The organism is Anabaena sp. TISTR 8404, from assembly GCF_056847745.1.
In genome coordinates this window covers 5,315,838-5,339,278 of sequence record NZ_CP180578.1, presented here as the reverse complement: position 1 = coordinate 5,339,278, position 23,441 = coordinate 5,315,838, and the positions used below count along the sequence as shown (strand labels likewise).

Below are 23,441 nucleotides of genomic sequence, written 5' to 3'. Positions count from 1 at the left end.
TGAATTTAACATTTCATACTTCATACTTCATAAATTTCCGGCGGCAAATATTTGATGAGGAGCGATCGCTAACTCTGGAAACGTCTGCGATACAATTTTCTGATCAGCAGTAAAAACAGTTTCTTCGTAAAATCCTTCTTCCAGCAATAAAACAGTAATTTTGAACTCTAATGGGTCTACAACCCAATATTCTGGTACTTCAAACGCTGCGTATTCAGACCGCTTGTAACGGTAGTCCCGCTTAATTGAATCTGGGCTAACTACTTCTACAATCAATAATGGGGGAGTCTCAAATACAGCTGAAGCTTTCAGCAATTCTCTTGCTTGTTCCTGCGTTACGACACACAAGTCAGTCAATCTAGATTTATTTCTCCCCGTCCTCACACCCGTTTCCCGAAACGTCAACCAAGGTAAACTCAAGCGCGTGATTTCTGCTTTAAAGACGGTAGCTAAAAATTCGACAATTAAGAAATGTTCAATCGTTGGGGGATTCATTAATTCCAACCTGCCATCCACCAGTTCATATTGAAAACCACTGCCATCATCATATTTTAAATACTCTTCAAATGTAAGATTTTTTACTGGTGTAATGACCATACCCACAGTCCCCTAGACGATAGCTTTATCGTAACTTGTCATAAGTGCTGAGGGTGAAGGGGAAAAAGTATGAAGTATGAAGTGTGAAATTTGCTCCTTCGGGTTGAACTCCTGCCTTTTAATCATTGACAAATGACCAATGACAAAAGTTAAAGATATTGGCGAACAAGGCCTATTAGCAAAACTACAAAGCTTTTGTCCCGCAGAAATTATTGGAGATGATGCAGCAATACTAGTAACAGCGCCAGGGCAATCTTTAGTAGTTACTACCGATGTCTTAGTTGATGGCGTACACTTCAGTAATGCGACCACTTCCCCAGAGGATGCAGGTTGGCGAGCCGCAGCCGCTAATTTATCAGATTTAGCTGCAATGGGGGCTTCGCCTTTAGGAATTACCGTTGGTTTAGGGCTTCCTGGCGATTTAAACGTCAGTTGGGTTGAGCGACTTTACCAAGGCATGACAGAATGCCTGCAAAAATACAATACTCCAATTGTCGGCGGTGATGTAGTGCGATCGCCTGTCACCACTCTTTCAATTACTGCCTTTGGCCAAGTTGATTCCCAAAAAATTATCCGTCGTTCTGCTGCCAAAGTGGGGGATGCGATCGTTGTCACAGGTGTTCATGGTGCTTCCCATGCTGGCTTACAATTGCTCTTGCACCCTCAATTAGGGCAAAACCTCTCTCCAGATGAAAAGGCTGCTCTCATCAAAGCCCACCAACGCCCGCAACCAAGACTAGATATCCTACCTATCCTGTGGGAAATATTAAAGACTTTACTCCCCACTCCCCACTCCCCACTCCCCCTTTCAGGTATGGACAGTAGCGATGGTTTAGCAGATGCTGTTTTACAAATTTGCCGTGCTAGTAGCGTAGGTGCAGTTATAGAACACCATCAAATTCCCCTACCTGCATGTTTTGAGCATTGGCTAAAACCAGAGCAAGCAATAGAATATGCCCTCTATGGTGGTGAAGATTTTGAATTAGTGCTGTGTTTACCACAGAAACAAGCAAAGACTCTAGTAAAACAACTGAGTCAAGGCGCAGCAATTATCGGAACCATTACATCTGGTTCACAAGTACTATTACATGATGAACATGGAAAAATCCCTGACCAAGTTCTCAGCCTTAGCCAGGGATTTCAACACTTTAGTTAATAGTCCAATGTCAATAGTCAATACTGTTGACTATTGACCATTGACAAGTAACAAATTATTGCCACTTCTCGGCTACCAATTCTGCCAAATCGAGAACTCGTTGGCTGTAGCCCCACTCATTGTCATACCATGCCATAACTTTTACCAAGTCACTGCCCATGACCAAAGTCAAGCTGGCATCAACAATGGAAGAAGCATCAGTACCTTGGTAATCAGAAGATACTAATTGCAGTTCACTGTAGTCTAGGATACCCTTGAGTGAACCTTCTGAGGCATCTTTAAGGGCTTGGTTAACTTCTTCCGTAATAGTACGCTTCTCAACCTGAACAACGAAATCTACCATTGAGACGTTCGGGGTTGGTACACGCAAAGCAACGCCATTAAGCTTACCTTTGAGTTCTGGAATTACAAGCGCCACTGCTTTTGCTGCACCTGTAGAGGTGGGGACAATGTTGATGGCTGCTGCTCTTGCCCGACGCACATCGCGGTGAGAAGCGTCTAACAAACGCTGGTCTCCGGTGTAGCTGTGGGTTGTAGTCATTGTGCCTTTGATGATACCGAATTTGTCATTCAGCACCTTGGCAATGGGAGCCAAACAGTTGGTTGTACAGCTGGCATTACTAATAATGTGATGTGTATTGTGATCGTACTCGTGATGATTCACGCCGATTACGAAAGTACCATCTTCATTTTTACCAGGAGCAGTAATTAGAACCTTTTTGGCTCCAGCATTTACGTGCTTTAACGCTCCCTCTTTGCTAGTAAATACCCCAGTTGCTTCGATAATCAGGTCAATTTCCCATTCTCTCCAGGGCAAGTTTTCTGGATTGCGATCAGATACGCATTTAATGGTTTTACCGTTGACGATGATAGAGTTATCATCGGCGGAAATGTCAACATCCTTTAACTTCCCAAGCATTGAGTCATACTTCAGGAGGTGAGCATTTGTTCTAGGATCTGATGTGTCGTTGATAGCTACGAGGTCGATATTGCTATTTTGCCGACCCAGCCAACAACGTGCGAAGTTACGTCCGATGCGCCCGAAACCGTTGATTGCGACTCTAATCACAGTGTCTTGCCCTCTGTATTTATGCCTATAAGTTGATATCTTTGACCCCAATCATATCGCAAAGGAGGGGAGTATTAATAACTATAAAGTGTTAGATCCAAAAAAAATATATATATTTTATTCAGATTTTTCTGAATAGAGGTTGTGAGTCGTGATGTAAAATCTAACCGGCTCTGGGACTAAATACTTAATTGGTTTGCTTTCGCAACAAAGTTTGCGAATAAGACTTGACGAAACTCCTACTAAGGGTATATTCAAGAATTGCCAGTGAATAGTAAGTGACTGCTGTCTCAGTTGTTGCTCCACTTGTTGGCAGATGATATCGCTTTGATCCATATCACCATCTAATTGTCGGGGCGCAATCAACCAATCACACATTTGTGCTAGTTCGTGTCTGCGGTACCAACGGGGTAAGGTTTGGAAAGTATCTAAACCCACAATCCAGTACAAGCGAGCATTTGAATAAACAGCAGATAAGTCAATCAAAGTGTTGATGGCATAAGAAGTTCCAGAGCGACTGGCTTCTATTAAGGAGACAGTAAATGCTGGATTTTCGCTTGTTGCTAGTTGGAGCATCTTTACCCGATGCTCAAATGGTGTTGCTTGTTTATGGGGAGGATTGAGTGACGGTACCCAAATTATTCGATCTAGGGATAGTTGATGCAAAGCCATTTCGGCTATGAGTATGTGTCCCCAATGAATTGGATCAAATGTGCCTCCAAAAATTGCTAGTTGCTGCATCCGTTTATGCCTAAGCTCTATGCAGTTGAAACACAATTTCACTACCAATGTATTATTGTACTCAATTCATGCCTTAGCTTGATGCAATTTAACAGCGATTTGGTTACGAATGTATTATCGTAGCCCTTACCAGTCAGGAATCTAAAAACATGTATTTGTCATTACAAGAATTTCTTTCCCGATGCAGTGTAAATTTTCAGAATAATCTTAAAAATAGTTCAGAAATAGCAAAAACCTCCTACAAAGGTAAAATCATTCTCAATCCGCATAACGAGAGTAGAAAAGCTCTCAGACAGCAAGCCTAAAAAAGGTGTAGAAAAATTTACGGTAAAAAACAAATTCCTGTTATGATACGCGTGTCATTTGTGAATATGGTGTGGTGTAAGAGGAGTAATCAATGAGTAATGCTGTGGATTTTGGCGGTAGACCATTTCATTTCATTGGAATTGGTGGTATAGGTATGTCTGCTCTGGCATACGTTTTGGCAAAGCGTAAATTGCCAGTGTCAGGTTCCGATGTTCGTCCAAATCATATTACGCGCAAGTTGGAATCTATCGGTACACATATTTTTGGTAAGCAAGAAGCAAGTAATCTTGAATTCTTTCGCCCTAAGGTAATGACGAATGAAGCCGCATTAAGTTCGCAAGAATTATTAAATGCTAATCAGTCCTCACTACCTCAAGTAATTTGTTCAACTGCAATTAACACTAACAATTTAGAATATAAAGCTGCTTTAGAATTAGGTTGTCCGATATTGCATCGCTCAGATGTACTAGCTGCTTTGATTGCTGATTATAAAAGCATCGCTGTAGCAGGTACTCATGGCAAAACTACGACCAGTAGCATGATTGGTTATATGCTACTACAAGCTGGTTTAGACCCCACAATTTTAGTAGGTGGAGAAGTCAATGCTTGGGAAGGCAATGCTCGTTTAGGAGAAAGCCAATATCTTGTAGCCGAAGCTGATGAATCTGATGGTTCCCTAGTAAAACATGCGCCTGAGATTGGCATCATCACTAATATTGAACTTGATCACCCTGATCATTACGAAACATTAGAGGAAGTAGTTGATACTTTCCAAACATTTGCGCGGGGTTGTAAGACTTTAATAGGCTGTATTGATTGTGAAACGGTACGCGATCGCCTGCAACCTACAATCAGCTACAGTCTTCATCAAGATACTAATGCTGACTATAGCGTTACTAATATTGACTATCGTCCCGATGGCACTACAGCACTAGTTTGGGAACGTGGCAAAGCTTTAGGTGTGTTAAAGTTGCGCTTACTAGGCCGTCATAACCTCAGCAATGCTTTAGCCGCAGTTGCTGTAGGTAGATTATTAAATTTAGAATTTGGTGAAATTGCCAAAGCTATTGCCACTTTTGAAGGTGCAAGACGACGCTTTGAGTTTCGCGGCGAAGTTGATGGCATTACATTTATTGATGACTATGCCCATCATCCCAGTGAGTTGCGTGCTACTCTAGCTGCTGCACGTCTTCAGGCTAGACCAGGGCAAAGAGTAGTGGCTATCTTCCAACCCCACCGTTATAGTCGTACACTGACCTTTTTAGAAGAATTTTCTGAGTCTTTTGCTCATGCTGATTTGGTTGTACTGACTGATATTTACAGTGCAGGCGAACCCAATTTAGGTCAAATCAACGGTGAACAGTTAGCAGCAGAAGTGGGTAAGTTTCACTCACAAGTGGTGTATCAACCAACTTTGACCCAAGTGCGCGATTTCTTGCTGAAAACGCTACGCCCCGGCGACTTAGCACTATTTCTTGGCGCAGGAAATCTCAATCAAGTAATTCCAGAATTAATTACTACACTTTGCGAGGCTGCTACAGCCACATCCTAAGACCGTTGTAACGGTTATATTGAATCATCCTATTGCTGTATCTTTGCGGCAGAAAAATGTAAAAATTTCACAAATTGATGTCAAAATGAAAACTTCCCAGGCAGCTGGAAACATCTGCACAGTTTCTGCTACACCTACACAGAAACACGAAACAGATAAATCATCAGATAGCAAAATAATTTACTTACCAGGTACAGATTGTATTATCAAGCCCCAGGCTTCTTTATCAGCATTTACTTCTTATAGAGTGGGGGGAGCAGCAGAATGGTATGTTGCACCCCGAAACTTAGAAGCACTGCAAGCAAGCTTGAATTACGCAAAAGAACATAATTTAACAGTAACAACTTTAGGTGCAGGTTCTAACCTGTTAGTAAGCGATCGCGGTTTACCTGGTTTAGTCATTGCCACACGCCATCTTCGCCATAGTCACTTTGATCCAGAGACAGGTTTATTGACAGTGGCTGCTGGAGAATCAATTCCCAGCTTAGCATGGGAAGCCGCGCAACTGGGCTGGCAAGGTTTAGAGTGGGCTGTTGGGATTCCAGGAACTGTGGGTGGTGCTGTAGTTATGAATGCTGGCGCACATAATAGCTGTATCGCAGATATCTTAGTTAGTGCCGAAGTCCTTTCAGCAGATGGTAAGCTAGAAACTCTCAGCCCTGCCCAATTAGGTTACAGCTATCGAACTTCATTACTTCAAGGTAGCGATCGTATTGTCACCCAAGCTACTTTCCAACTGCAACCTGGTGCTGATCCAGCCCAAGTTTTGGCATTAACCAAACAACACAAACAGCATCGACTCTCTACCCAACCCTACAACTTCCCTAGTTGTGGTAGCGTGTTCCGCAATCCCAAACCTTATGCTGCTGGCTGGTTAATTGAACAATCAGGTCTGAAAGGCTATCAAATTGGCGGCGCACAAGTAGCTCAACTCCATGCCAATTTTATTGTGAATCGCGGTGGAGCCAAAGCTAGTGATATTTTCTGCTTGATTCGCCACATCCAACAAGAAGTACAAGAACGCTGGTCAATTTTATTAGAGCCAGAAGTCAAAATGATCGGTGAGTTTCAAGCGGCTTGTGGATAGCACGCAAAAGTATGAAGTCTGAAGGATGAAGTATGAAATTTTATCCTTGAGCCTTCGTACTTTATCCTGAAGTAGTCCCAAGGCCTATTAATTATTAGTAACAAAAGTGGCAAATTACCGCCCGCATCTATAATTGAATTTGATTTGTTATTCAAAGCACACGCGGACAATCAATTATGACAGGTAAAGGACAAGGATTTGGCTTTGGCTTAGGAAAAATGAAAGAACTAGCCGAAGCCTTTAAAAAAGCGCAGCAAGTTCAAGAAGGCGCAAAGCGACTCCAAGAAGAATTGGAGCAAATGGAAATTCAAGGAGAAGCTGGCGGTGGACTGGTCAAGGTGATTGTCAGCGGTAACCAAGAACCAAAGCGAGTAGAAATTGCTCCTGATGCCTTAGGACAAGGAGCAGAACTACTTTCAGATCTCATAACAGTAGCAATGAAAGACGCTTACAACAAGTCCACAGCCACAATGCGGGAACGTATGGAAGAGTTGACAAGTGGACTCGAATTGCCTGGATTTTAGTCATTGGTCAATAGTCAATAGTCAATAGTCAAAAATTTTGAGACTATGGACTGTGGACTATGGACTTTTGACATTTATTCAGCAAAATATCTATGCCTTACAAGCTGTTGTTTGTTTGCCTGGGGAACATCTGTCGTTCGCCATCGGCAGAAAACATCATGAATCACCTTATTGATCAGGCTGGCTTGAGTAACAGCATTGTCTGTGATTCGGCTGGTACATCTAGCTATCACATTGGTAGCCTACCTGACCGACGTATGAGTGCGGCAGCGGTTACCAAATTAGGAATTCAACTTCGTGGTCGAGCCAGACAGTTTGACAAGTCAGATTTTCAAGACTTTGACATGATTTTGGCAATGGATCGAGACAATTATGACGATATTCTTGCCCTTGATCCAACTGGCAAATATCATGGCAAAGTGCGTTTAATGTGTGAATTTTGTACTCGACATACGCTCAAAGAAGTTCCAGATCCCTACTACGGCGGTGTAGAAGGGTTTAATCAAGTAATTGACTTACTGGTTGATGCTTGTGAAGGTCTACTTCACAAGATTACCAATCAGCAGTTACAAGCTTGATTGAATTAGCACCAGCAGCTACTCTACTAAACCATGTTTAATCGCAAACCGTACCAGTTCAGCTCGGTTATTGGTAGCGGTTTTTCTTAATAAACTGCTAACGTACTTTTCTACTGTTCTTGGACTCAAATGTAACTGCTGCCCCATTTCGACATTTGACATCCCATGAGTCAGCAGTTCCAGCACTTCTTGTTCTCTGGAAGTTAAGGATGCGAAAAACTCTGGTTTTTCTAGCTGGGTAAATACAGAGTTATGGGCTTCTACTGCCGTTACTGGCGTGGAAGTGCTGACATTTTCCTTATGCGAAACGCGGTACTCAGATTGAATTATTTGCGATCGCTCCAATAAATTGCGAATAGCCGCTGCTAATTCCTCCAACTCAAACGGCTTTGGTAAATATAAATCACACCCAGACTGATAACCCAGAATTCTCTCTTGGGTTTTGGTACGTGCTGTTAATAAAATTACAGGTAATAAACGGAATCCTGGTTGCTGGCGCACTCTGCGTACCAATTCATAGCCATTCATTCGTGGCATCACAATATCGGTGACAATTAAATCAGGCTGGTATTCTTCAACCATTGCCAAAGCCTCCTGACCGTCATTAGCCGTGATCACCGAATAGCCAGACAGTTCAAGATAATCGCTAATAGACAGACGAGTGCCCAGGTCGTCATCCACCACAAGGATCGTCAAGGGCATGGACAATACACCCCTAGCATTTTTGTTACTTAGAAATTTGCTTCCATGAGCTTGTTCAGTGAACACAGGCAATAATAGTGTTCTTATGTTTCATACTATGACAGGATTACCAGCTAATGACTGCTCGATAGTTAATTTATAAAGAAAATCTTAAATCATTAGAGTGGCTCAAGAAGTTTAACTTAGGTTTGATAGCTAATGCTTGTAAAGCATAGAGACTTTTGTAATTCTTAACAACACACCATGTTTGTATAGTAATCACTCACTACAATGTAAATAGTATTAACTTTATTAATGATAATGCAGCAGCTTGTGCGCCAGGAAACATTTTAATTGATGCCTGTAAAAAGCTAGACTAATAAGATAACACTGATATTCAGCTAATAATTAATTTATACTAGTTTAATATGCCTCTATAAATTCATAAGCCAGTCTAAACGATTTTTGCAACAAATTTAAAGTTATAAAAATATCAATGAGTGACAAAAGCGAAAGTTACAAAGTTATTAGCGACAACCGTCAAGCCCGTTATTTGTATGAAATCTTAGAAACATATGAAGCTGGCGTTCAGTTAACTGGAACAGAAGTGAAGTCAATTCGTGCCGGCAAAGTGAATCTCCAAGATGGTTATGCTTTGATTCGTGATGGTGAAGCATGGCTAATTAACGTGCATATCTCTCCATACACTGCTAGTGGACAATATTTCAACCATGAACCGCGCCGGACTCGGAAACTGCTGCTCCATCGTCAAGAAATCCGTAAGTTAATTGGCAAAGTAGAACAACAGGGTTTGACACTTGTACCTTTAAAAATGTATCTCAAGCGAGGTTGGGTAAAAGTAAGTATTGCCCTTGGTAAAGGTAAAAAACTCCATGACAAGCGAGAAGATCTCAAACGCCGTCAAGATCAACGAGATATTCAAAGAGCAATGAAAAATTATTGATGTGTCAATAGATTAGAAGAGAGACTAGAAGCTAGTATTTTTACTCAGCACTTTTAATTAAGCGGGTAGAAGGAGAAAATTTTAGACTTTAGACTTTACACTTCATACTTTTTCCTTGCCCAACTTGCTAGGCTATATACCTTGAGCGTGAGTTGAGAAATAGCCTAGTTTATAGCTACAGATTGATTCTGGTCACGTTAGGACTCGATACAGTGGTGAGTAACTTTGGAACCAACAAGGAACTCTCACCATGAAAGGCCACTTTACGAAAGCTGTTAGCGCTGGAGTCCTAACATTAGGTATGGCAATTATGCCTTTAACCTTGCCTGTACAAGCTCAGGACAGTACTACTACAACAGGTGATGCACCACGGACAACCACTTACGATCGCACAGCTGGTCGCAATGATTTTGATTGGGGTTGGCTAGGATTACTTGGTCTAATTGGTTTAGCTGGGTTGGCTGGTAGAAAGCATAGCGATGAACCTACCCGTTATCGTGACCCCAGTGCGCCTGGTGCTACTAGCTACAGGGACTAGTGCAAAAACGCAAAATTCAGAAAATTCCACCATAAACTTTATGCAATAGACTTCTTGCAGAAGTCGGGAACAGGGAACAGGGAACGGGGAATAGCCTTAATACCGTTTCACTTTAAGTTTGATACAAATAGACCGCAGGGGGAAAGAGTAAACAACCAATGAATTTGTATTAGGATTTTCGTGGAATGGTATAAGTTTTCTTGTTCTCTGTTGCAAGAGGTCTAATCTTGATTTTTTGGAAAACTAGAATGGGCAAGTTGAAGTAGATACTTGCCCATTTATTTAGTCCTAAATAGCAGACTCTTGGTTAGATGAATTTATGGGTTGGTTGTTGTCTTGTTTTGAAGGAACCCAGTAGCTGGCAATTAAAGCAACCATTAGCCACCAAAGAGTATTTACTTCGGGACGGAACCAGATTGTATCAACTGTACCGTGAGCTAACATCCCCAGCAAAGTAGCACAAGCCCCAATTAACCAAAATCCTTGAATATTTCTAGAGTCTCGTAATCTCCGCAGTTGTAGAAATGCTGTATTAAAAGTGACTACTATCAGCCAAAGGAAACAAGCTAAACCAACAAAGCCGGTTTCAACGGCTACCTCCAACAGAATTGAGTAAGCACTCAAAGCACTATATCGAGGATGTTGATACAGTGGGTAAACTTTATTAAAAGCGTTATGTCCAGGGCCAATGCCAATGATAGGGCGATCGCGGATCATTTCAAAGACAGCATCCCAAACATTGCGGCGATAATTGTTACTGCTATCTTGGCGATCAGCAAAAATACTAAACACCCGTAGACGCACTGGCTCCACAAATATTACTGCTAATATCAATAGTCCCAGTAAACTTCCTAAAATTATCGGCAGTGACCAAGTGCGCCAAAAAGAAGGCAGTTGTAGACTCCACCAATAAACTAATAATGCGATCGCAGTTAAAATTGCAACTACTAGCCCTATCCATCCACCACGGCTAAAAGTCAAAATTAAGCAGGCACTGTTTACAATTACCATCGTCAATGCTAAAGATTTTTTGACCCAACTTTGCCAGGCGAAAATTGCAACTAAACTTAAAACGACAGCTGGCATTAAATATCCAGCTAACAAGTTAGGATTACCCAAATAACTATAAACCCTGGTTGTCTTAGATAAAGGCGATTCTGGATCGACCCACGTAGCTAACTGGGCAGCACCAAAAAACCATTGCCGTAATCCATATATACTAACAATTAGCGCTATATGTAGATAAAGGGTAATTATCCAAGACCGGAGGCGTGGTGACCTGAGTACCCTAGCACAAAGGGCAAATAACAACAAATAAAGTGTTAAAGTAACCAAGTCGTTCAAGGCTGCCTTTTTCACTGGTGATAATGCTGTAGCGACTACAGCAATTCCCCAATAAAGCAATACTAACAAGTGAATAGGAGTGACTAATGTAGCATTGGCTGATACTGGTTCATCAGATAAAGTCAACAATAGCCAAAATCCCACACATGCTATTAGCAGCATCCCAATCAATGTACTCGATACGAAAGGCGCTAGAACATAAATTAAGCTGATTAAAGCAGCTGCAATTATGTCTCCCCACTGTAGCAGAATGCTACTTTGCCGCCACGAGTTCAGCAAACCAACCGAAAAACGGCGTAGGTAGCTAGTTGCCAGATATTCTTTGAGTGGTAAATCAGATAAAGTAAATCGTTGCCAGACTACATTCATAAAACACGCTGCATTCAATGAGCAGATCTGCACAGGCAGAACTTGCTCTTAATCATAATGCGGGTGATTATAAACAGCTAACAACGGAGATTGCAAATCAGTCATGATGCGATCGCGCAAAGTCACCAGTGCATCTCGGCGGAAATAGTAATATCAAATCTAAAAAATTGGCAAAAAATCGAAATTTAAGGTCTTTTATTTTTTTACTTATGCCTCTTCATACTAGACATGATTTATCAGATGATGCTGATTGAAGGGAACAAAAAAGTAGTTGGGTTGGCTCAAAACAAGCAGCTTGTGATTAAATCTCGTGAGATGCTTCAGTATTAGTAGCAGTTTGTATTGGCAAAGAAAGCACATAACGGTGTCCAGATTCTGCTGAACCTTGGATCGAAATTTGCCCACCATGCAATTCTGCCAACTGACAACTCAGCAACAAACCTAAGCTTTCACGGGACAAACTACCATTACTTTTAACTAACTCCATATTAGGATTCACAGTTAATAAATCTGAGTAAGAATCACTTAAATTTGGTGATTGTTCTAGCGCTATTGATAAGCCCCCCACATCTTCCTGATTTTCTAAATAAGGATTGTACAATACTGCTTCATTGGCCAGTTCCAGCAGCGATAGGGGATGAAGGCGAAAGTAGGGGTCAACCTCAGTAATACCATCTCCCAACCAAGGATGTGAAACCCAAACAGTAATATTGAGTGTATTTTCCTTATAAGAGACATGAATCCGCACAATACTACCTGTAGCAGATAATTGAATAACACTAAAAACCATGTGGTAAAGTATTTGCCGCACCTTATCTTTATCTAAAGGCCAAATGCGACCACGCCCAGGTTCTATTGACAAGCGAATATCTTGTTCTCGACGGTTAGCTGGCTCTTCTAAACTATTGATAGCTTGTTGACATAACATCTCAATGTCTACCGGAGCTAAGTTTAATACATGAGAGTTTTCATCTACCGTTCCTAATTCGGTAATCTCGTTCACTAAAGAAAGTAAGTAGCGACCGCTGTGCTGAATAATTTCCAGATATTCTCGTTGCTTAGTTGTCAAAGGCCCATAAATCTCTCTACCCAAAACACTAGCCATACCTAATACAGATGTTAAAGGAGTACGCAACTCTTGAGTGAGTTGCCCCAACAGTTCTAGTTTTAACTGTCTAGTAGAAGGTGATTCTTTTTCTAAGTTCTCTGGCGTTAGTTTGAGGTCAGTTGTGGGTTCATCATTGATGAATAAAGTAGACGTGCTTTTATGATTGCTTTTTTCCGGTCTACTTTGTAGAAGTCGGTTACGCTCAAATTCACTCATGCTCCAACGAGCTATGATTTGTAAAAATTCAATATCTCGATTTTTAAATTCGCGCGGTACCAAGTCCATCACCGCTAAGGCACCCAAGCAATGCCCAGAAGAATCAATTAATGGTACTCCTAAGTAAGCGCGAATGCCATATTCCTGTACTAACTTACTAGTTATGATAGTATTATTACTATATTTTTGAGTATCATTTATAACTAATTCTCGACAAGTTTCTACTACTTGTGTGCAGAAAGATTCTCGGCGCAACAACTGACGGCTTTGCGCTAAATGATTCATCAATCCTAGTCTGGATAAGCCTACTGCTGACTTGAACCAGTGACGTTCCTGATCTACAAATCCCAAAATGGAAATTGGTGCTTCCAAAAAATGGGCAGCTGTTTGAGTAGCTTCTTCAAAAACTGGTATTGTTTCGGGTTGCCTTAAACCTAGTTCTGACAGCACTGTAAGGCGCTGCTGTTCTCTTGTTTCCTGAGAAGCCCAACCATCCTTAAGAGCAAATAATTTATTTTCAGGCTCTACCATTGCCACCGCTACCTTGATAATTCGTCGATACTGTAATATGTATAACCACTGTTTACGGGTTATGGTTTGCTATTTTTAAGCATTCCCCAATTTTGCCCTCGACAAACAATAATTGCATAGAAATTTTATACAACTGTGGTAAATACGGTGATCTAGTAGGATGTCTAGATTACTTAAATTTTTAAGGTCAGATCACGTTAGTTTCAAATTCTCCCTGGGTAATATAATGCTAGGGTTGGTATAAAAGTATTTTCTTGATGTTAATTCCATACATAGAGCATCAATACGAATTTTTAGTTTAACTAAGTGATCACTGTTAAATTAAAATTTTTATTTTACGTACAAACACTGCTACTAATTTAATCTAGTATCTAGCTTGCTTTGACTTTTATGAGAACCAAAGATAAATTTATTTAAGATTCATCACTCATAAAAATGCATTTTTAGAGCATTTTTATAAAAGTACAAATTCGATTTAATTAAAAAACAGCATAAACCATTTCATATATATGAATTTCGGTTTTTCAAGATGTATGATCTTTACTTTAAAAAAGTTCAATTCAAAAAAAGAATTTTATCAAATATTTACTGAGGTTTTACAAAAATAGCTGATTTAAAGTTTACGGTTGAATAACTGGTTTAGTGAATTTACAACAAGTTTAATAACTGAAATTTGAGGCAGAATATTCAATGAATAAAATGGCTGTTAGAGTTCCTTTTGTAGACCTTAATTTACAACACCAACCAATTCAAAATCAATTAGAACAAGCAATTAATGGTGTATTAAATCAGGGAGATTTTATTTTAGGGAAAGCAGTTGCAGATTTTGAGGCAGCATTTGCCGCCGTATCTGGTGCAGAATATGGTGTAGGTGTAGCCTCAGGAACCGATGCGATCGCTCTCGGTTTACAAGCTTGTAATATTGGCGTTGGTGATGAAGTAATTCTGCCAGCTAATACCTTTGTCGCCACACTCATTGGCGTATTACGTGTTGGCGCTAAACCAATTCTGGTTGATTGTGATCCTGATACAGCATTAATTGATTTAGAAGCAGCAGCTAAGGTAGTTACCTCCCAGACTAAAGCGATTATTCCTGTGCATCTTTATGGGCAGATGGTATCACCAAAACAGTTGTTAGATTTTGCTGCTACCCACAAACTATTGATTTTTGAAGACGCAGCCCAGGCGCATCTAGCTGAACGAGAAGGTTATCGGGCTGGTTCTGTGGGTATTGCTGCTGCTTTTAGCTTCTATCCCAGCAAGAATTTAGGCGCATTTGGCGATGGGGGAATGCTGGTGACAAAAGATCCGGATATTGCCCAAAAAATGGTACGTTTACGCAACTACGGTGCAGCCCAAAAATATGTGCATGTAGAACCAGGGACAAATAGCCGCTTAGATACCTTGCAAGCAGCAGTGTTATTAGCAAAATTGCCTTATCTATCACAATGGAATGGCGATCGCAATTTCATTGCCCAGCAGTACGATACTGAATTAGCCCCCTTAGCATCTGCTGGTATTATTCCCATACAAAATCAAAGCAGTGCAGGACACGTTTATCATCTTTACGTCATTAAAATTGATGATGCTTGTTCTCTTGAACGCCAGCAAATTCAAGACAAACTCACAGTAGCCGGAATTCAAAGTGGGATTCACTATCCTATTCCTTGCCATTTGCAACCAGCATTTACCTACTTAGGCTATCAAAAGGGCGATTTTTCCCAGGCAGAAAAACTCGCCCAGCAAATATTATCTTTACCTATGTATCCTGGTTTAACTAGTAGTCAAATTAAAGAAGTCGTGGCAGAGATTACATCAATAATAAGTAGCGAGCAACAAAAGTTGCTATACATTTAATCTAGACGACATTATTGTATTGATGACCAGTGGTTAGTAGCAGAAAACTAATCACTGTTTTATCTTTTTAATACTTTAAAATCATGGCACTTCCACAAAAAATTCAGATTAGAAGCACGCAACAATTACTGAGCATAGCAATTTTAGGCATTTTGGGATTGCTGTATGCGCCTCTATTGCTACACTGGCTCGATGGTTGGCTACACAAAACTATTAGTATCGAACACGAATATTTTAGCCACGGGATTATTGGTTTACCGTTTGCTGCTTACCTGAGTTGGTTGAACCGCAAACAATGGCAACGTTTACCAGATAGCACTCATCCTGTGGGTGCTTTTTTACTGTTAATTGGTGGAGTATGTTATCTGAGTGGGATCGCCGATTGGGTTAACCTTTCATTACCAATTATTCTGACAGGATTGTGCTTGTGGTTTAAAGGTGTAGCTGGCTTGCGATTACAAGGCTTTCCGCTGTTACTGGTATTTTTGGCAACACCCACTTTTGTACCCTATCTATTAGTTCCTTACACCTTACCCTTGCAAAGCTTTATCGCAGGTACAGCAGGATTCATTCTGAATCAGATGGGAATGCAAGTCACCGTTGATGAAATCAATATTTATGTCAGCGGACGCATTGTAGAAGTAGCTCCTTATTGTGCAGGGCTAAAAATGTTGTTTACTACTCTTTATGTCAGCTTAATGTTGCTGTATTGGACTGGTGGTTTGGCTTCACGCCGCATTAGTGCTTGGTTTATATGTATTGCTGTTGTCATTAGCGTTACCGCCAATATCATCCGCAACACTTTTCTGAGTTACTTCCACGGTACAGGCAATGAAGCCGCCTTTAAATGGTTACACGATAGTTGGGGCGGTGATCTTTACTCTGCTTGTATGCTTTTATTATTAGTACCATTACTGAACTGGATGAACAGCAATTTTTCAGATGATCCAGAAATTGCAGAACAAATAGACGAGCAAAACTAACGAAAAATCTATGTTATGTAAAAATCAACCTTAACAACTCAGGGATGTTATAAAATCCTGATTTTATTGTTTAAAAGCAGGAATATTTCTGCTTATCTCCGTTTTGGAGGTTGTTTAGATGATATTACATTGCTTTATATAGCTTTACAAGCAATTTCTGCCTAGCCTTCTACAATGCCGCACGATTAGAGACTGCTACTTTTACTGAACTCAGAGTGCCATTTTTTCAGTAAAATCTTGCGTAAATATTGCAAATTGTACTGATGATTTCCTTTTCTAAGGTTCTCAAAGAAAAACAGCTGACTTATATAGTAGCGCTGGTATTATTACTACTCCTGTTGACAATGGGCGGGATTCCCGGCTACTTCACAGGACGCTGGGAATGGAAGCAGCCACCACCTGTTACCACCCTCAAGGAATTAAGAAAAATACGTAAAACTGGATTAACTATTCCTGGCTGGCAAACAATTCAACAAACTGAACAGCAAGTTGGCGAACATAAATGGTCGTTGCAAATTCTCAAACAAGCAAGTTCAGAAACTCAGGCAATTCTGTTATTACTGCCACAAAACGGGCCGAAGGATCAACCTGAAGTGGAATGGACGGAGATTAATGGCTGGGGTAGGTTGCGCTGGGGAAAATGGGATATAGCGCAAGAGCGTTCTCTGGAATTTCAGGTAAAACAGCCGCAAAATTCTCCAGTGAAAGCGAGATTTTTTCGTGTTTCTACACAACAAGATACCTTTGCTATGTTGCAATGGTATGCTTTCCGCAATGGTGGAGATCCATCACCTTTACGCTGGTTTGTGACAGATCAACTGGCACAGTGGCAAAAACGTCGTATTCCTTGGGTAGCTGTTAGTATCCTGATACCAATGGAACCTTTAGGCGATGTGGAAACTACTAGGTCTTTAGCTCAGTCTTTAGGCGAAGCGGTGCAAACTACATTGATGGCAAATGCTTTATAGCAAGTTTAAAACTTACTTTAAGAGTAAAATAACGACTCGGCAGAACCAATTATAAATACCGTTTTACTGCACCGATGTTTATAGCTTCCCATCCTTATGTACGTGCATTCAGCACTTTATGTTTTGTGAGTTTTCAGGCTGGTGTTTTCTTAACAAACTCTGTCCAACCTGTTGTAGCTCAACCTTTACCATCTTCAGAAACTTCGCCAGGGCAATTGCCGGTGCTACCGCCTGCAAATCCATCGGGAGAACAATCACCTCTACAACCTCCCTCTCCACCGCCAAATGCTGATATTGTACCTACAAGTGAAAGCGGCGAAGCTTCTTTTCAACTCAATCGTTATCTTTTAGGGCCAGGAGACGTAATTAGTGTAACTTTTCAGCGTCCTCCAGGTGCTTATCGTTTAGGGCCAGGAGATTCGATTAGTGTTGTAGTTCAACGTTTCCCAGATTTAAGTTTCCAAGCTTCAATTAATCCAGAAGGTAATATTGCAGTACCACTATTAGGCACAGTTTCATTACAAAGTTTAACTTTGCAAGAAGCCCAAGAAAAAATTCGTTTGTTATTTAATCGTTATGTGGTTAATCCTATCGTTGTGTTGTCATTGACTGGTCTGCGTCAAGATTTGAGTTTTCAAGCCCAAATTAGTCCTGAAGGAAATATTGTTGTGCCACAGGTGGGAATATTATCTATACAGGGCTTGAGTTTGGCAGAAGCTCAAGAGAAAATTCGCTTAAGTTTAAGTCGCGTGATGGTTGAGCCGGCGATCGCAGTCTCTCTATTCTCAACACGACCTGTACAAATTACAATTAGCGGGGAGGTTTTTCGCCCAGGAATTTACCCTGTCGCTTCCTCAACACCCAGAGTTGCTGATGCTTTACTGATAGCTGGCGGTTCTACGATGAACGCTGACCTTCGCCAAGTGCAAGTGCGCCGGAAATTAATGGATGGTTCTGTAATTTCTCAAAATATTGACTTATATGCGGCATTGCAAAATGGTGGTGCAGTACCGAATTTGCGTTTACAAGATGGTGATGCAGTAATTGTACCACGTCGGGAAGTGGGTAACGATGATGGTTATGACCGTAATTTGGTTGCTCGTTCATCTTTGGCTGTACCGCAAATTCGAGTCCGGTTGTTAAACTATGCCGCTGGCGGACTGGTAACGCAAACTCTGCCTAATGGCAGTACTTTTGTGGATGCTTTGGGAGGAATTAATTTAGATACAGCAAACCTACGAGATATTGCTTTAATTCGATTCGACCCAGAACGAGGTCGAGCAGTTACACAAAAACTTGATGCTAAAAAAGCACTTTCTGGTGATATCTCTCAGAATGTACCCTTACAAGATAACGATGTGATTGTTGTTGGTCGCAACCTGATTACCAGAATTACTAATATCTTTAGTACAATTACTCGACCGTTCTTTGATGTTCAAAGTTTTATTCGCTTCTTTCAATTTTTTGGTGGTGGTTCAAATTAGTGTATGTCTTGTGTTGCACTTGATGACACACAAATGACACATTAATACCATTGACGATTAATTATTGACCATTGACCATTAACTATTAACCAGCATTCTCTCGCTTATTTCTATATGCCTCTGCTATGACCCCACCAATTGTTAAACGCTATCTAATTGCATTCGAGAAGTACAAGTGGATTGGACTAGCTAGTTTTGGGCTAGTTGTTGTCGGGTCAACGGTGGTGGCTGTACAACCAGATCCACCAACTAACTATATAGCAGATGCGGCACTGACTTATAATCGTCCACCAGTTTCATTTTCACTAACAGGAAATGAAATTCAGCAGCAAGGGCAAGATTTAAGCGAGGCTGCTTTGCTTTCAGATCAAATTATTGAGACTGTAGCAACAAAAGTTGGTCTGAAGCCCAAAACCATCGGGACAAATATTGCCTTAAAACTGCCAGAAAAAGCCAAGGCTGGAGAAGTCTCATCCACAGTTATTGATCTGAAATATAAAGATACTGATGCTAAGCGTGCGCAAGAAGTGCTTCAGGAATTGATGCAAGCAATGATCAAGCTGAGTGGTGAAATTAATACGGGAAGATTAAAATCAATTATTCAAAAAATTGAAGAACGTTTGCCGCAGGCTAGGTTAGAATTGCAAACTGCCGAAAAGCGGCTAGAACAGTACGATCGCCGCGAACGTCCTGCGATATTATCAGCAGAAAATGGTAGTTTATTAGCCGCAATTACTACTAGCCAAAATCAACAACGGCAAATTCAATTAAATATTGCCGGGATTGATGCTCAAATTCGGAGTTTGCGTGCCAAGTTAGGTTTAGATGTCAATCAAGCTTATGTTTCTTCAGCCTTAAGCGCTGACCCAATTTTAGGTAATTTGCGAACACAGCTATATCAAACAGAATCGCAAATTGCTTTGCTGCGTAAAGATTTGCGACCTGAACATCCAACGATGATTCAGTTACAGCGCCAAAAAGAAGCAACTGAGCAATTAATCCAACAACGTGCTAACGAAGTTATCGGTGGCGGTGGTACAGCAGCACCTTTTGCTGGAGATATTTCTGGTATTCGCGCTCAGAGTAACTTAGATCCTGCACGACAAGGGTTGGCGAATCAGATGGTCACTTTGCAAACCCAACGCGATACACTGCAACAACAATTAGCGCAACAAGTCCGAGAAGAAGTACGCTTGCGGCAGGAGTATTCTTTAATACCTAACAAGCAATTAGAGCGATCGCGTTTAGAACAGGAAGTCGCCCTGAAAAAAGCAGTTTACGACCAAATGCAAGCTAAACTTACAGATTCTAAAACCGCAGAGGCAGAAACTGTTAGTAGCTTGACTGTTGCCCGTGTGCCGACTATCATTCCTGAACCCAAAAAAGCGAAGAGTGTGCCAGCAACCCTAGGAATTGGTGGTTTCTTAGGCTTTTTAGTTGGTGGTGGTGTGATATTTTTGCTGGGTTCTCTAGAAGGTACGTTCAAAACCAAAGAAGATATCCGCGACAGCCTCAAACAACGGGAAGTTGTATTATTGGGCGAAATACCTTTAATGCCAGTAGATGATTTAGATCCTGAAGCTGTACCAGTGGTATTTTCCGTTGATTCGCCTTATTTAGAGTTTTATGAAAAGTTCCGCAGTAATTTACGTCGTCTTGGCGGTAAAGACTTAAAAATACTGCTAATTGCTAGTACTGGCGCTCAAGAAGGAAAAACAGTCAGTGCGTATAACTTGGGTGTAGCTTGCGCTCGTGCGGGCAAACGTACCTTAATTATTGAAACTGATTTGCGATCGCCTTCAAAGGCTGCATCTCTTAAAGTTTCTCTTGACCCTGAAGCCACTATCGAACCCCTGCGTTATTATGGCAGCTTGAGTGAATGTATCCGCTTAGTTCCTGATGTTGAAAATTTATACATCATTCCTAGTCCTGGGCCTGTGCGCCAATCGCCTGCTATTATCGAATCTAGCGAAATGCGGCGGCTGATGGAAGATGCCCGTGAGCGTTATGATTTGGTTATTTTAGATACTAGCCCTTTAAGTTACTCTAATGATCCTTTATTGATTCAGCCATACAGCGATGGCATAGTTCTGGTAGCTCGACCAAACTATACACAAGAGAATATGTTAGGTGAAGCGATCGACCAATTACAAGAAGCTGAACTAGGGCTGTTGGGTGTGATTATCAATGGTGCTGATATTGAAGTCGCTTTACCACAACCTAAAGAACCATCACCAACATCTTCATCAGAGCCAGAATCGGAAATTATTGAAGAAACTGACCAAGTTTCAGCAGGTGTGAATACCAATTACAACTAATCAGGAGACAATACCTTTCGGTTAAGATATCTCTTCCGTTTAAGCAGCAGGGGGGCGCAGGAGCTTCAGGGGCAGGGGAGAGGTTACTGTCAATTCTCCCTTGCACCCCTGCACCCCTGCTCCCTTGCTTACCTTCTCCTAAAGGAGACGCTACGCGAACACGAGTGAATTCCTTATCCGAAAAGTATTGAATCAGGAGAGCGATATGAGGGTGTAAGAAACAAAAACCCTCATATCGCTCCCCTGAAACTCAGCACTCAGCACTTTATTCATAGTCGCGCTTAAATAACCCAAACAACGGCGCAAGCATAACTCCGAAAACAAAGCCCCCGATATGCGCCCAGTAAGCAACTCCCCCTGTTTGGACACTCATGTTAGCAGCTGCTTGGAGGCTGGCTAGACCAGATACCACATTCTGCACAAAGAAAAGACCAATTACTACCAGTGCAGGAACGCTGATTGTGGTTACAAAAAAACCTAAGAATACTAAGGTTGTAATTCTGGCATGAGGGAAACGGATGAGATATGCACCCAAAACTCCAGAAATTGCTCCACTAGCGCCCAAGGAAGGAATCGGAGAATTGATTCCAATTGCCCACTGGCACAAAGCTGCTAAAGCACCACACGTCAAATAAAAAATTAAATATTTGAAATGACCCAAACGGTCTTCGATATTGTTGCCAAAGACCCAAAGAAATACCATATTCGATATCAAGTGCCACCAACCGCCGTGCAGAAACTGCGATGTAATTAAAGTTATCCACTCACTAGCAAAGTTGTAAGTTAATTCTTGGGGTACTACAGCATACTCTCTGAAAAATAGATTCAGTTGGGCATTAGACAAACTCACTTCATGAAGAAAAACTAAAACGTTCATGCCAATCAAACCGTACGTGAAATACGGTGTGATTCGCGTCGGATTTTCGTCATAGAGTGGAAACACAGGTGTTTTTCCTAATTATCAATTAACTGCAATATAGCTTGTGTGGCTGGCAGTTGAAAAATTTAGGTAATTACACCTGTGAAATCAATCATGTTTGATAGCACTTAGCTGTACCATGATTCTTCGAGAGATTTGTCGCTAAACAAACCTAACAGTGGGCCGAGAATGGCTCCAAAGATGAAACCGCCTGCGTGCGCCCAGTAAGCGATACCGCCGCTTTCCATGCCAATATTAGTAGGTGTTTCTAAACTGGCAAGTCCATAAAAAGATTGTTGTAAAAACCAAAATCCTAAAAAGAAATAGGCGGGAACGCGGAAAGTTGGGAAGAAAATTCCTAAAGGTACAACACCAAGAATTTCGGCTTTGGGGAAGCGGAGAATATATGCACCCATAACTCCAGCGATCGCACCACTAGCCCCCAAAGACGGAATGTTAGAATTTTGGGAGAAATACCACTGGGTTAAAGACGCTAAAACACCGCAAGCTAAATAAAACAGCAAATATTTGGCATGACCTAACTTATCTTCAACGTTGTTACCAAATATCCACAGAAACAGCATATTGCCAGCTAAATGCAATAAGCCACCATGCAAAAATTGTGATGTAATTAAAGTTGCCCACTCTGGTACAGGTTGATGCACAGAAACACCAGCAAAGCTTAAGGTTAATTCGCGTGGAACTACGGCCGCAAGGTGTAAAAAGCCATCTAATGCTTGCGGTGGCAGACTACTTTCGTATATAAATGCCAAAACATTAACGGCTATTAAACCGTAAGTTACATAAGGTGTAATTTGTGTAGGATTATTATCTCTAAGGGGAACCACGAGCGTTTTTCCTGATTTTTAAAACACTAGCATCAAATTACTGAATATTGCCTGTAATTTCTTCTACCTCTTGGCAGGATATTAGTCTCTGTCTTTGAAACCAAAGTTATGTAATAAATGTACATTTGGAGTACACTGCTGCTTGACCACAATATTGATGTTGCTCATCTAGAAGATTCCAAAGAATACCGTCTTGAATTTGAAAACGTTTACCTGTGTTGGTAATTCGCACACCTGAAAAATAGCAAAAGCCTTTAGTTGCTGCTTCAGACAATAAACGCTCGCGTTCTGCTTGTGCTACTTCTTCAGCAGTTTTTCGAGAAGGTGTTTGGGTAAATTCTTCCCAAGTCAACTCCCATTGTGCTAAAGCTTGACGATTAGCATAGTTAAATATCGGATCTGCTTCTATGCCGTGAGAAACTAAAACAAAAGGTGCTTCAAATAGCGTCTGTGCAATTTCTTTTGGGGAACCACTCACATCCAGCAAAGAACGTCCTGTCCAATGCTGAAAACTCTTGAGTATGTGTTGGCTGTGGTGAATGATAACTTCTTGTTGCCAAGGAAATGCGTTCGCCTTTGGCGTTGGCGAAGCCATCGCACTGCTCATAAAAAAGCGAAAATAAAATATTTAGAGTTTAGTATATCAAAGTTTGAGACTTTCTTACTCACCTTCAAAAGCAAAAAGGATTGACGATCACTCACT

21 protein-coding genes are annotated in these 23,441 nt (G+C 41.1%); 12 read left to right on the top strand and 9 right to left on the bottom strand.

Translation table 11 applies throughout. From position 1 onward, the window contains the following. Positions 1–27: 27 nt before the first annotated feature. On the bottom strand, positions 28–597 hold the full coding sequence (locus tag ACMX3D_RS23130) for a Uma2 family endonuclease (RefSeq protein WP_482748155.1): 570 nt from the start codon (positions 595–597) through the stop codon (positions 28–30). Between the two features lie 139 nt (positions 598–736). Between ACMX3D_RS23130 and thiL the strand changes: the two genes are divergently transcribed. Beyond that, a complete protein-coding gene (gene thiL, locus ACMX3D_RS23125) occupies positions 737–1,753 on the top strand; it encodes a thiamine-phosphate kinase (protein WP_482748154.1) in 1,017 nt (338 codons plus the stop codon). 55 nt (positions 1,754–1,808) lie between these two features. Here the strand turns inward: thiL and ACMX3D_RS23120 are convergent, their stop codons facing one another. Beyond that, the gene (locus ACMX3D_RS23120) at positions 1,809–2,822 is read right to left on the bottom strand and encodes a type I glyceraldehyde-3-phosphate dehydrogenase (protein ID WP_482748153.1); all 1,014 of its coding nucleotides are present in this window, start codon (positions 2,820–2,822) and stop codon (positions 1,809–1,811) included. 117 nt (positions 2,823–2,939) lie between these two features. Further along, a complete protein-coding gene (gene nadD / locus ACMX3D_RS23115; protein ID WP_482748152.1) occupies positions 2,940–3,563 on the bottom strand; it encodes a nicotinate (nicotinamide) nucleotide adenylyltransferase in 624 nt (207 codons plus the stop codon). A gap of 397 nt (positions 3,564–3,960) precedes the next feature. On the opposite strand from nadD, the gene murC reads away from it, so the two are divergent. The 4 genes from murC (at position 3,961) to ACMX3D_RS23095 (ending at position 7,610) form a co-directional block, all read left to right on the top strand. Next, positions 3,961–5,421 carry a UDP-N-acetylmuramate--L-alanine ligase gene (gene murC, locus ACMX3D_RS23110; protein WP_482748151.1) on the top strand — a complete coding sequence of 487 codons (1,461 nt, stop codon included), beginning with the start codon at positions 3,961–3,963 and terminating at the stop codon, positions 5,419–5,421. 85 nt (positions 5,422–5,506) lie between these two features. After that, positions 5,507–6,508, top strand: coding sequence for a UDP-N-acetylmuramate dehydrogenase (murB, locus tag ACMX3D_RS23105; RefSeq protein WP_482748150.1), 1,002 nt, complete (start codon positions 5,507–5,509; stop codon positions 6,506–6,508). Between the two features lie 176 nt (positions 6,509–6,684). Continuing rightward, positions 6,685–7,032 (top strand): YbaB/EbfC family nucleoid-associated protein, encoded by a 348-nt coding sequence (locus ACMX3D_RS23100; protein WP_482748149.1) that lies wholly within the window; start codon positions 6,685–6,687, stop codon positions 7,030–7,032. A 158-nt stretch (positions 7,033–7,190) separates the two neighbouring features. Continuing rightward, the gene (locus tag ACMX3D_RS23095; RefSeq protein WP_482748148.1) at positions 7,191–7,610 is read left to right on the top strand and encodes a low molecular weight protein-tyrosine-phosphatase; all 420 of its coding nucleotides are present in this window, start codon (positions 7,191–7,193) and stop codon (positions 7,608–7,610) included. 18 nt (positions 7,611–7,628) lie between these two features. Here the strand turns inward: ACMX3D_RS23095 and ACMX3D_RS23090 are convergent, their stop codons facing one another. Then, positions 7,629–8,312, bottom strand: coding sequence for a response regulator transcription factor (locus ACMX3D_RS23090; RefSeq protein ID WP_482748147.1), 684 nt, complete (start codon positions 8,310–8,312; stop codon positions 7,629–7,631). A 475-nt stretch (positions 8,313–8,787) separates the two neighbouring features. Between ACMX3D_RS23090 and smpB the strand changes: the two genes are divergently transcribed. Beyond that, positions 8,788–9,255, top strand: a complete 468-nt coding sequence (gene smpB / locus ACMX3D_RS23085; RefSeq protein WP_482748146.1) for an SsrA-binding protein SmpB — start codon at positions 8,788–8,790, stop codon at positions 9,253–9,255. A gap of 250 nt (positions 9,256–9,505) precedes the next feature. Next, the gene (locus tag ACMX3D_RS23080; RefSeq protein WP_482748145.1) at positions 9,506–9,793 is read left to right on the top strand and encodes a WGxxGxxG family protein; all 288 of its coding nucleotides are present in this window, start codon (positions 9,506–9,508) and stop codon (positions 9,791–9,793) included. A gap of 288 nt (positions 9,794–10,081) precedes the next feature. On the opposite strand, the gene ACMX3D_RS23075 is transcribed toward ACMX3D_RS23080, so the two are convergent. Continuing rightward, positions 10,082–11,506, bottom strand: a complete 1,425-nt coding sequence (locus tag ACMX3D_RS23075) for an IctB family putative bicarbonate transporter (protein WP_482748144.1) — start codon at positions 11,504–11,506, stop codon at positions 10,082–10,084. A 301-nt stretch (positions 11,507–11,807) separates the two neighbouring features. After that, a complete protein-coding gene (locus ACMX3D_RS23070) occupies positions 11,808–13,361 on the bottom strand; it encodes a GAF domain-containing sensor histidine kinase (protein WP_482748143.1) in 1,554 nt (517 codons plus the stop codon). Positions 13,362–14,051: 690 nt separating this feature from the next. Here ACMX3D_RS23070 and ACMX3D_RS23065 point away from each other — a divergent pair. The 5 genes from ACMX3D_RS23065 (at position 14,052) to ACMX3D_RS23045 (ending at position 20,971) form a co-directional block, all read left to right on the top strand. Further along, positions 14,052–15,218 carry a DegT/DnrJ/EryC1/StrS family aminotransferase gene (locus ACMX3D_RS23065; protein ID WP_482748142.1) on the top strand — a complete coding sequence of 389 codons (1,167 nt, stop codon included), beginning with the start codon at positions 14,052–14,054 and terminating at the stop codon, positions 15,216–15,218. Between the two features lie 83 nt (positions 15,219–15,301). Then, positions 15,302–16,201, top strand: coding sequence for a cyanoexosortase B (gene crtB / locus ACMX3D_RS23060; RefSeq protein WP_482748141.1), 900 nt, complete (start codon positions 15,302–15,304; stop codon positions 16,199–16,201). Positions 16,202–16,464: 263 nt separating this feature from the next. Then, the gene (locus ACMX3D_RS23055) at positions 16,465–17,169 is read left to right on the top strand and encodes a cyanoexosortase B system-associated protein (RefSeq protein WP_482748140.1); all 705 of its coding nucleotides are present in this window, start codon (positions 16,465–16,467) and stop codon (positions 17,167–17,169) included. A gap of 74 nt (positions 17,170–17,243) precedes the next feature. After that, entirely contained in the window at positions 17,244–18,653 is a 1,410-nt protein-coding gene (locus ACMX3D_RS23050; RefSeq protein WP_482748139.1) for a polysaccharide biosynthesis/export family protein, read from the top strand. Between the two features lie 125 nt (positions 18,654–18,778). Next, positions 18,779–20,971, top strand: a complete 2,193-nt coding sequence (locus ACMX3D_RS23045) for a GumC family protein (protein WP_482748138.1) — start codon at positions 18,779–18,781, stop codon at positions 20,969–20,971. A 265-nt stretch (positions 20,972–21,236) separates the two neighbouring features. Here the strand turns inward: ACMX3D_RS23045 and ACMX3D_RS23040 are convergent, their stop codons facing one another. The 3 genes from ACMX3D_RS23040 to ACMX3D_RS23030 form a co-directional block, all read right to left on the bottom strand. Continuing rightward, the gene (locus tag ACMX3D_RS23040; RefSeq protein ID WP_482748137.1) at positions 21,237–21,914 is read right to left on the bottom strand and encodes a rhomboid family intramembrane serine protease; all 678 of its coding nucleotides are present in this window, start codon (positions 21,912–21,914) and stop codon (positions 21,237–21,239) included. A 104-nt stretch (positions 21,915–22,018) separates the two neighbouring features. Continuing rightward, positions 22,019–22,738 carry a rhomboid family intramembrane serine protease gene (locus ACMX3D_RS23035; RefSeq protein WP_482748136.1) on the bottom strand — a complete coding sequence of 240 codons (720 nt, stop codon included), beginning with the start codon at positions 22,736–22,738 and terminating at the stop codon, positions 22,019–22,021. A gap of 106 nt (positions 22,739–22,844) precedes the next feature. Next, complete coding sequence (locus ACMX3D_RS23030) at positions 22,845–23,333, bottom strand: MEKHLA domain-containing protein (RefSeq protein WP_482748135.1); 489 nt, start codon at positions 23,331–23,333, stop codon at positions 22,845–22,847. Positions 23,334–23,441: the final 108 nt, after the last annotated feature.

Bases quoted from the DNA above. Each gene is read 5' to 3' on its own strand.
- ACMX3D_RS23080 (WP_482748145.1), top strand. From the start codon at position 9,506: ATGAAAGGCCACTTTACGAAAGCTGTTAGCGCTGGAGTCCTAACATTA.
- thiL (WP_482748154.1), top strand. From the start codon at position 737: ATGACAAAAGTTAAAGATATTGGCGAACAAGGCCTATTAGCAAAACTA.
- ACMX3D_RS23075 (WP_482748144.1), bottom strand. From the start codon at position 11,506: ATGAATGTAGTCTGGCAACGATTTACTTTATCTGATTTACCACTCAAA.
- ACMX3D_RS23030 (WP_482748135.1), bottom strand. From the start codon at position 23,333: ATGGCTTCGCCAACGCCAAAGGCGAACGCATTTCCTTGGCAACAAGAA.
- smpB (WP_482748146.1), top strand. From the start codon at position 8,788: ATGAGTGACAAAAGCGAAAGTTACAAAGTTATTAGCGACAACCGTCAA.
- ACMX3D_RS23050 (WP_482748139.1), top strand. From the start codon at position 17,244: ATGTTTATAGCTTCCCATCCTTATGTACGTGCATTCAGCACTTTATGT.
- murC (WP_482748151.1), top strand. From the start codon at position 3,961: ATGAGTAATGCTGTGGATTTTGGCGGTAGACCATTTCATTTCATTGGA.
- murB (WP_482748150.1), top strand. From the start codon at position 5,507: ATGAAAACTTCCCAGGCAGCTGGAAACATCTGCACAGTTTCTGCTACA.
- nadD (WP_482748152.1), bottom strand. From the start codon at position 3,563: ATGCAGCAACTAGCAATTTTTGGAGGCACATTTGATCCAATTCATTGG.
- ACMX3D_RS23130 (WP_482748155.1), bottom strand. From the start codon at position 597: ATGGTCATTACACCAGTAAAAAATCTTACATTTGAAGAGTATTTAAAA.
- ACMX3D_RS23100 (WP_482748149.1), top strand. From the start codon at position 6,685: ATGACAGGTAAAGGACAAGGATTTGGCTTTGGCTTAGGAAAAATGAAA.
- ACMX3D_RS23065 (WP_482748142.1), top strand. From the start codon at position 14,052: ATGAATAAAATGGCTGTTAGAGTTCCTTTTGTAGACCTTAATTTACAA.
- ACMX3D_RS23055 (WP_482748140.1), top strand. From the start codon at position 16,465: ATGATTTCCTTTTCTAAGGTTCTCAAAGAAAAACAGCTGACTTATATA.
- ACMX3D_RS23070 (WP_482748143.1), bottom strand. From the start codon at position 13,361: ATGGTAGAGCCTGAAAATAAATTATTTGCTCTTAAGGATGGTTGGGCT.
- ACMX3D_RS23090 (WP_482748147.1), bottom strand. From the start codon at position 8,312: ATGCCCTTGACGATCCTTGTGGTGGATGACGACCTGGGCACTCGTCTG.
- crtB (WP_482748141.1), top strand. From the start codon at position 15,302: ATGGCACTTCCACAAAAAATTCAGATTAGAAGCACGCAACAATTACTG.
- ACMX3D_RS23045 (WP_482748138.1), top strand. From the start codon at position 18,779: ATGACCCCACCAATTGTTAAACGCTATCTAATTGCATTCGAGAAGTAC.
- ACMX3D_RS23095 (WP_482748148.1), top strand. From the start codon at position 7,191: ATGAATCACCTTATTGATCAGGCTGGCTTGAGTAACAGCATTGTCTGT.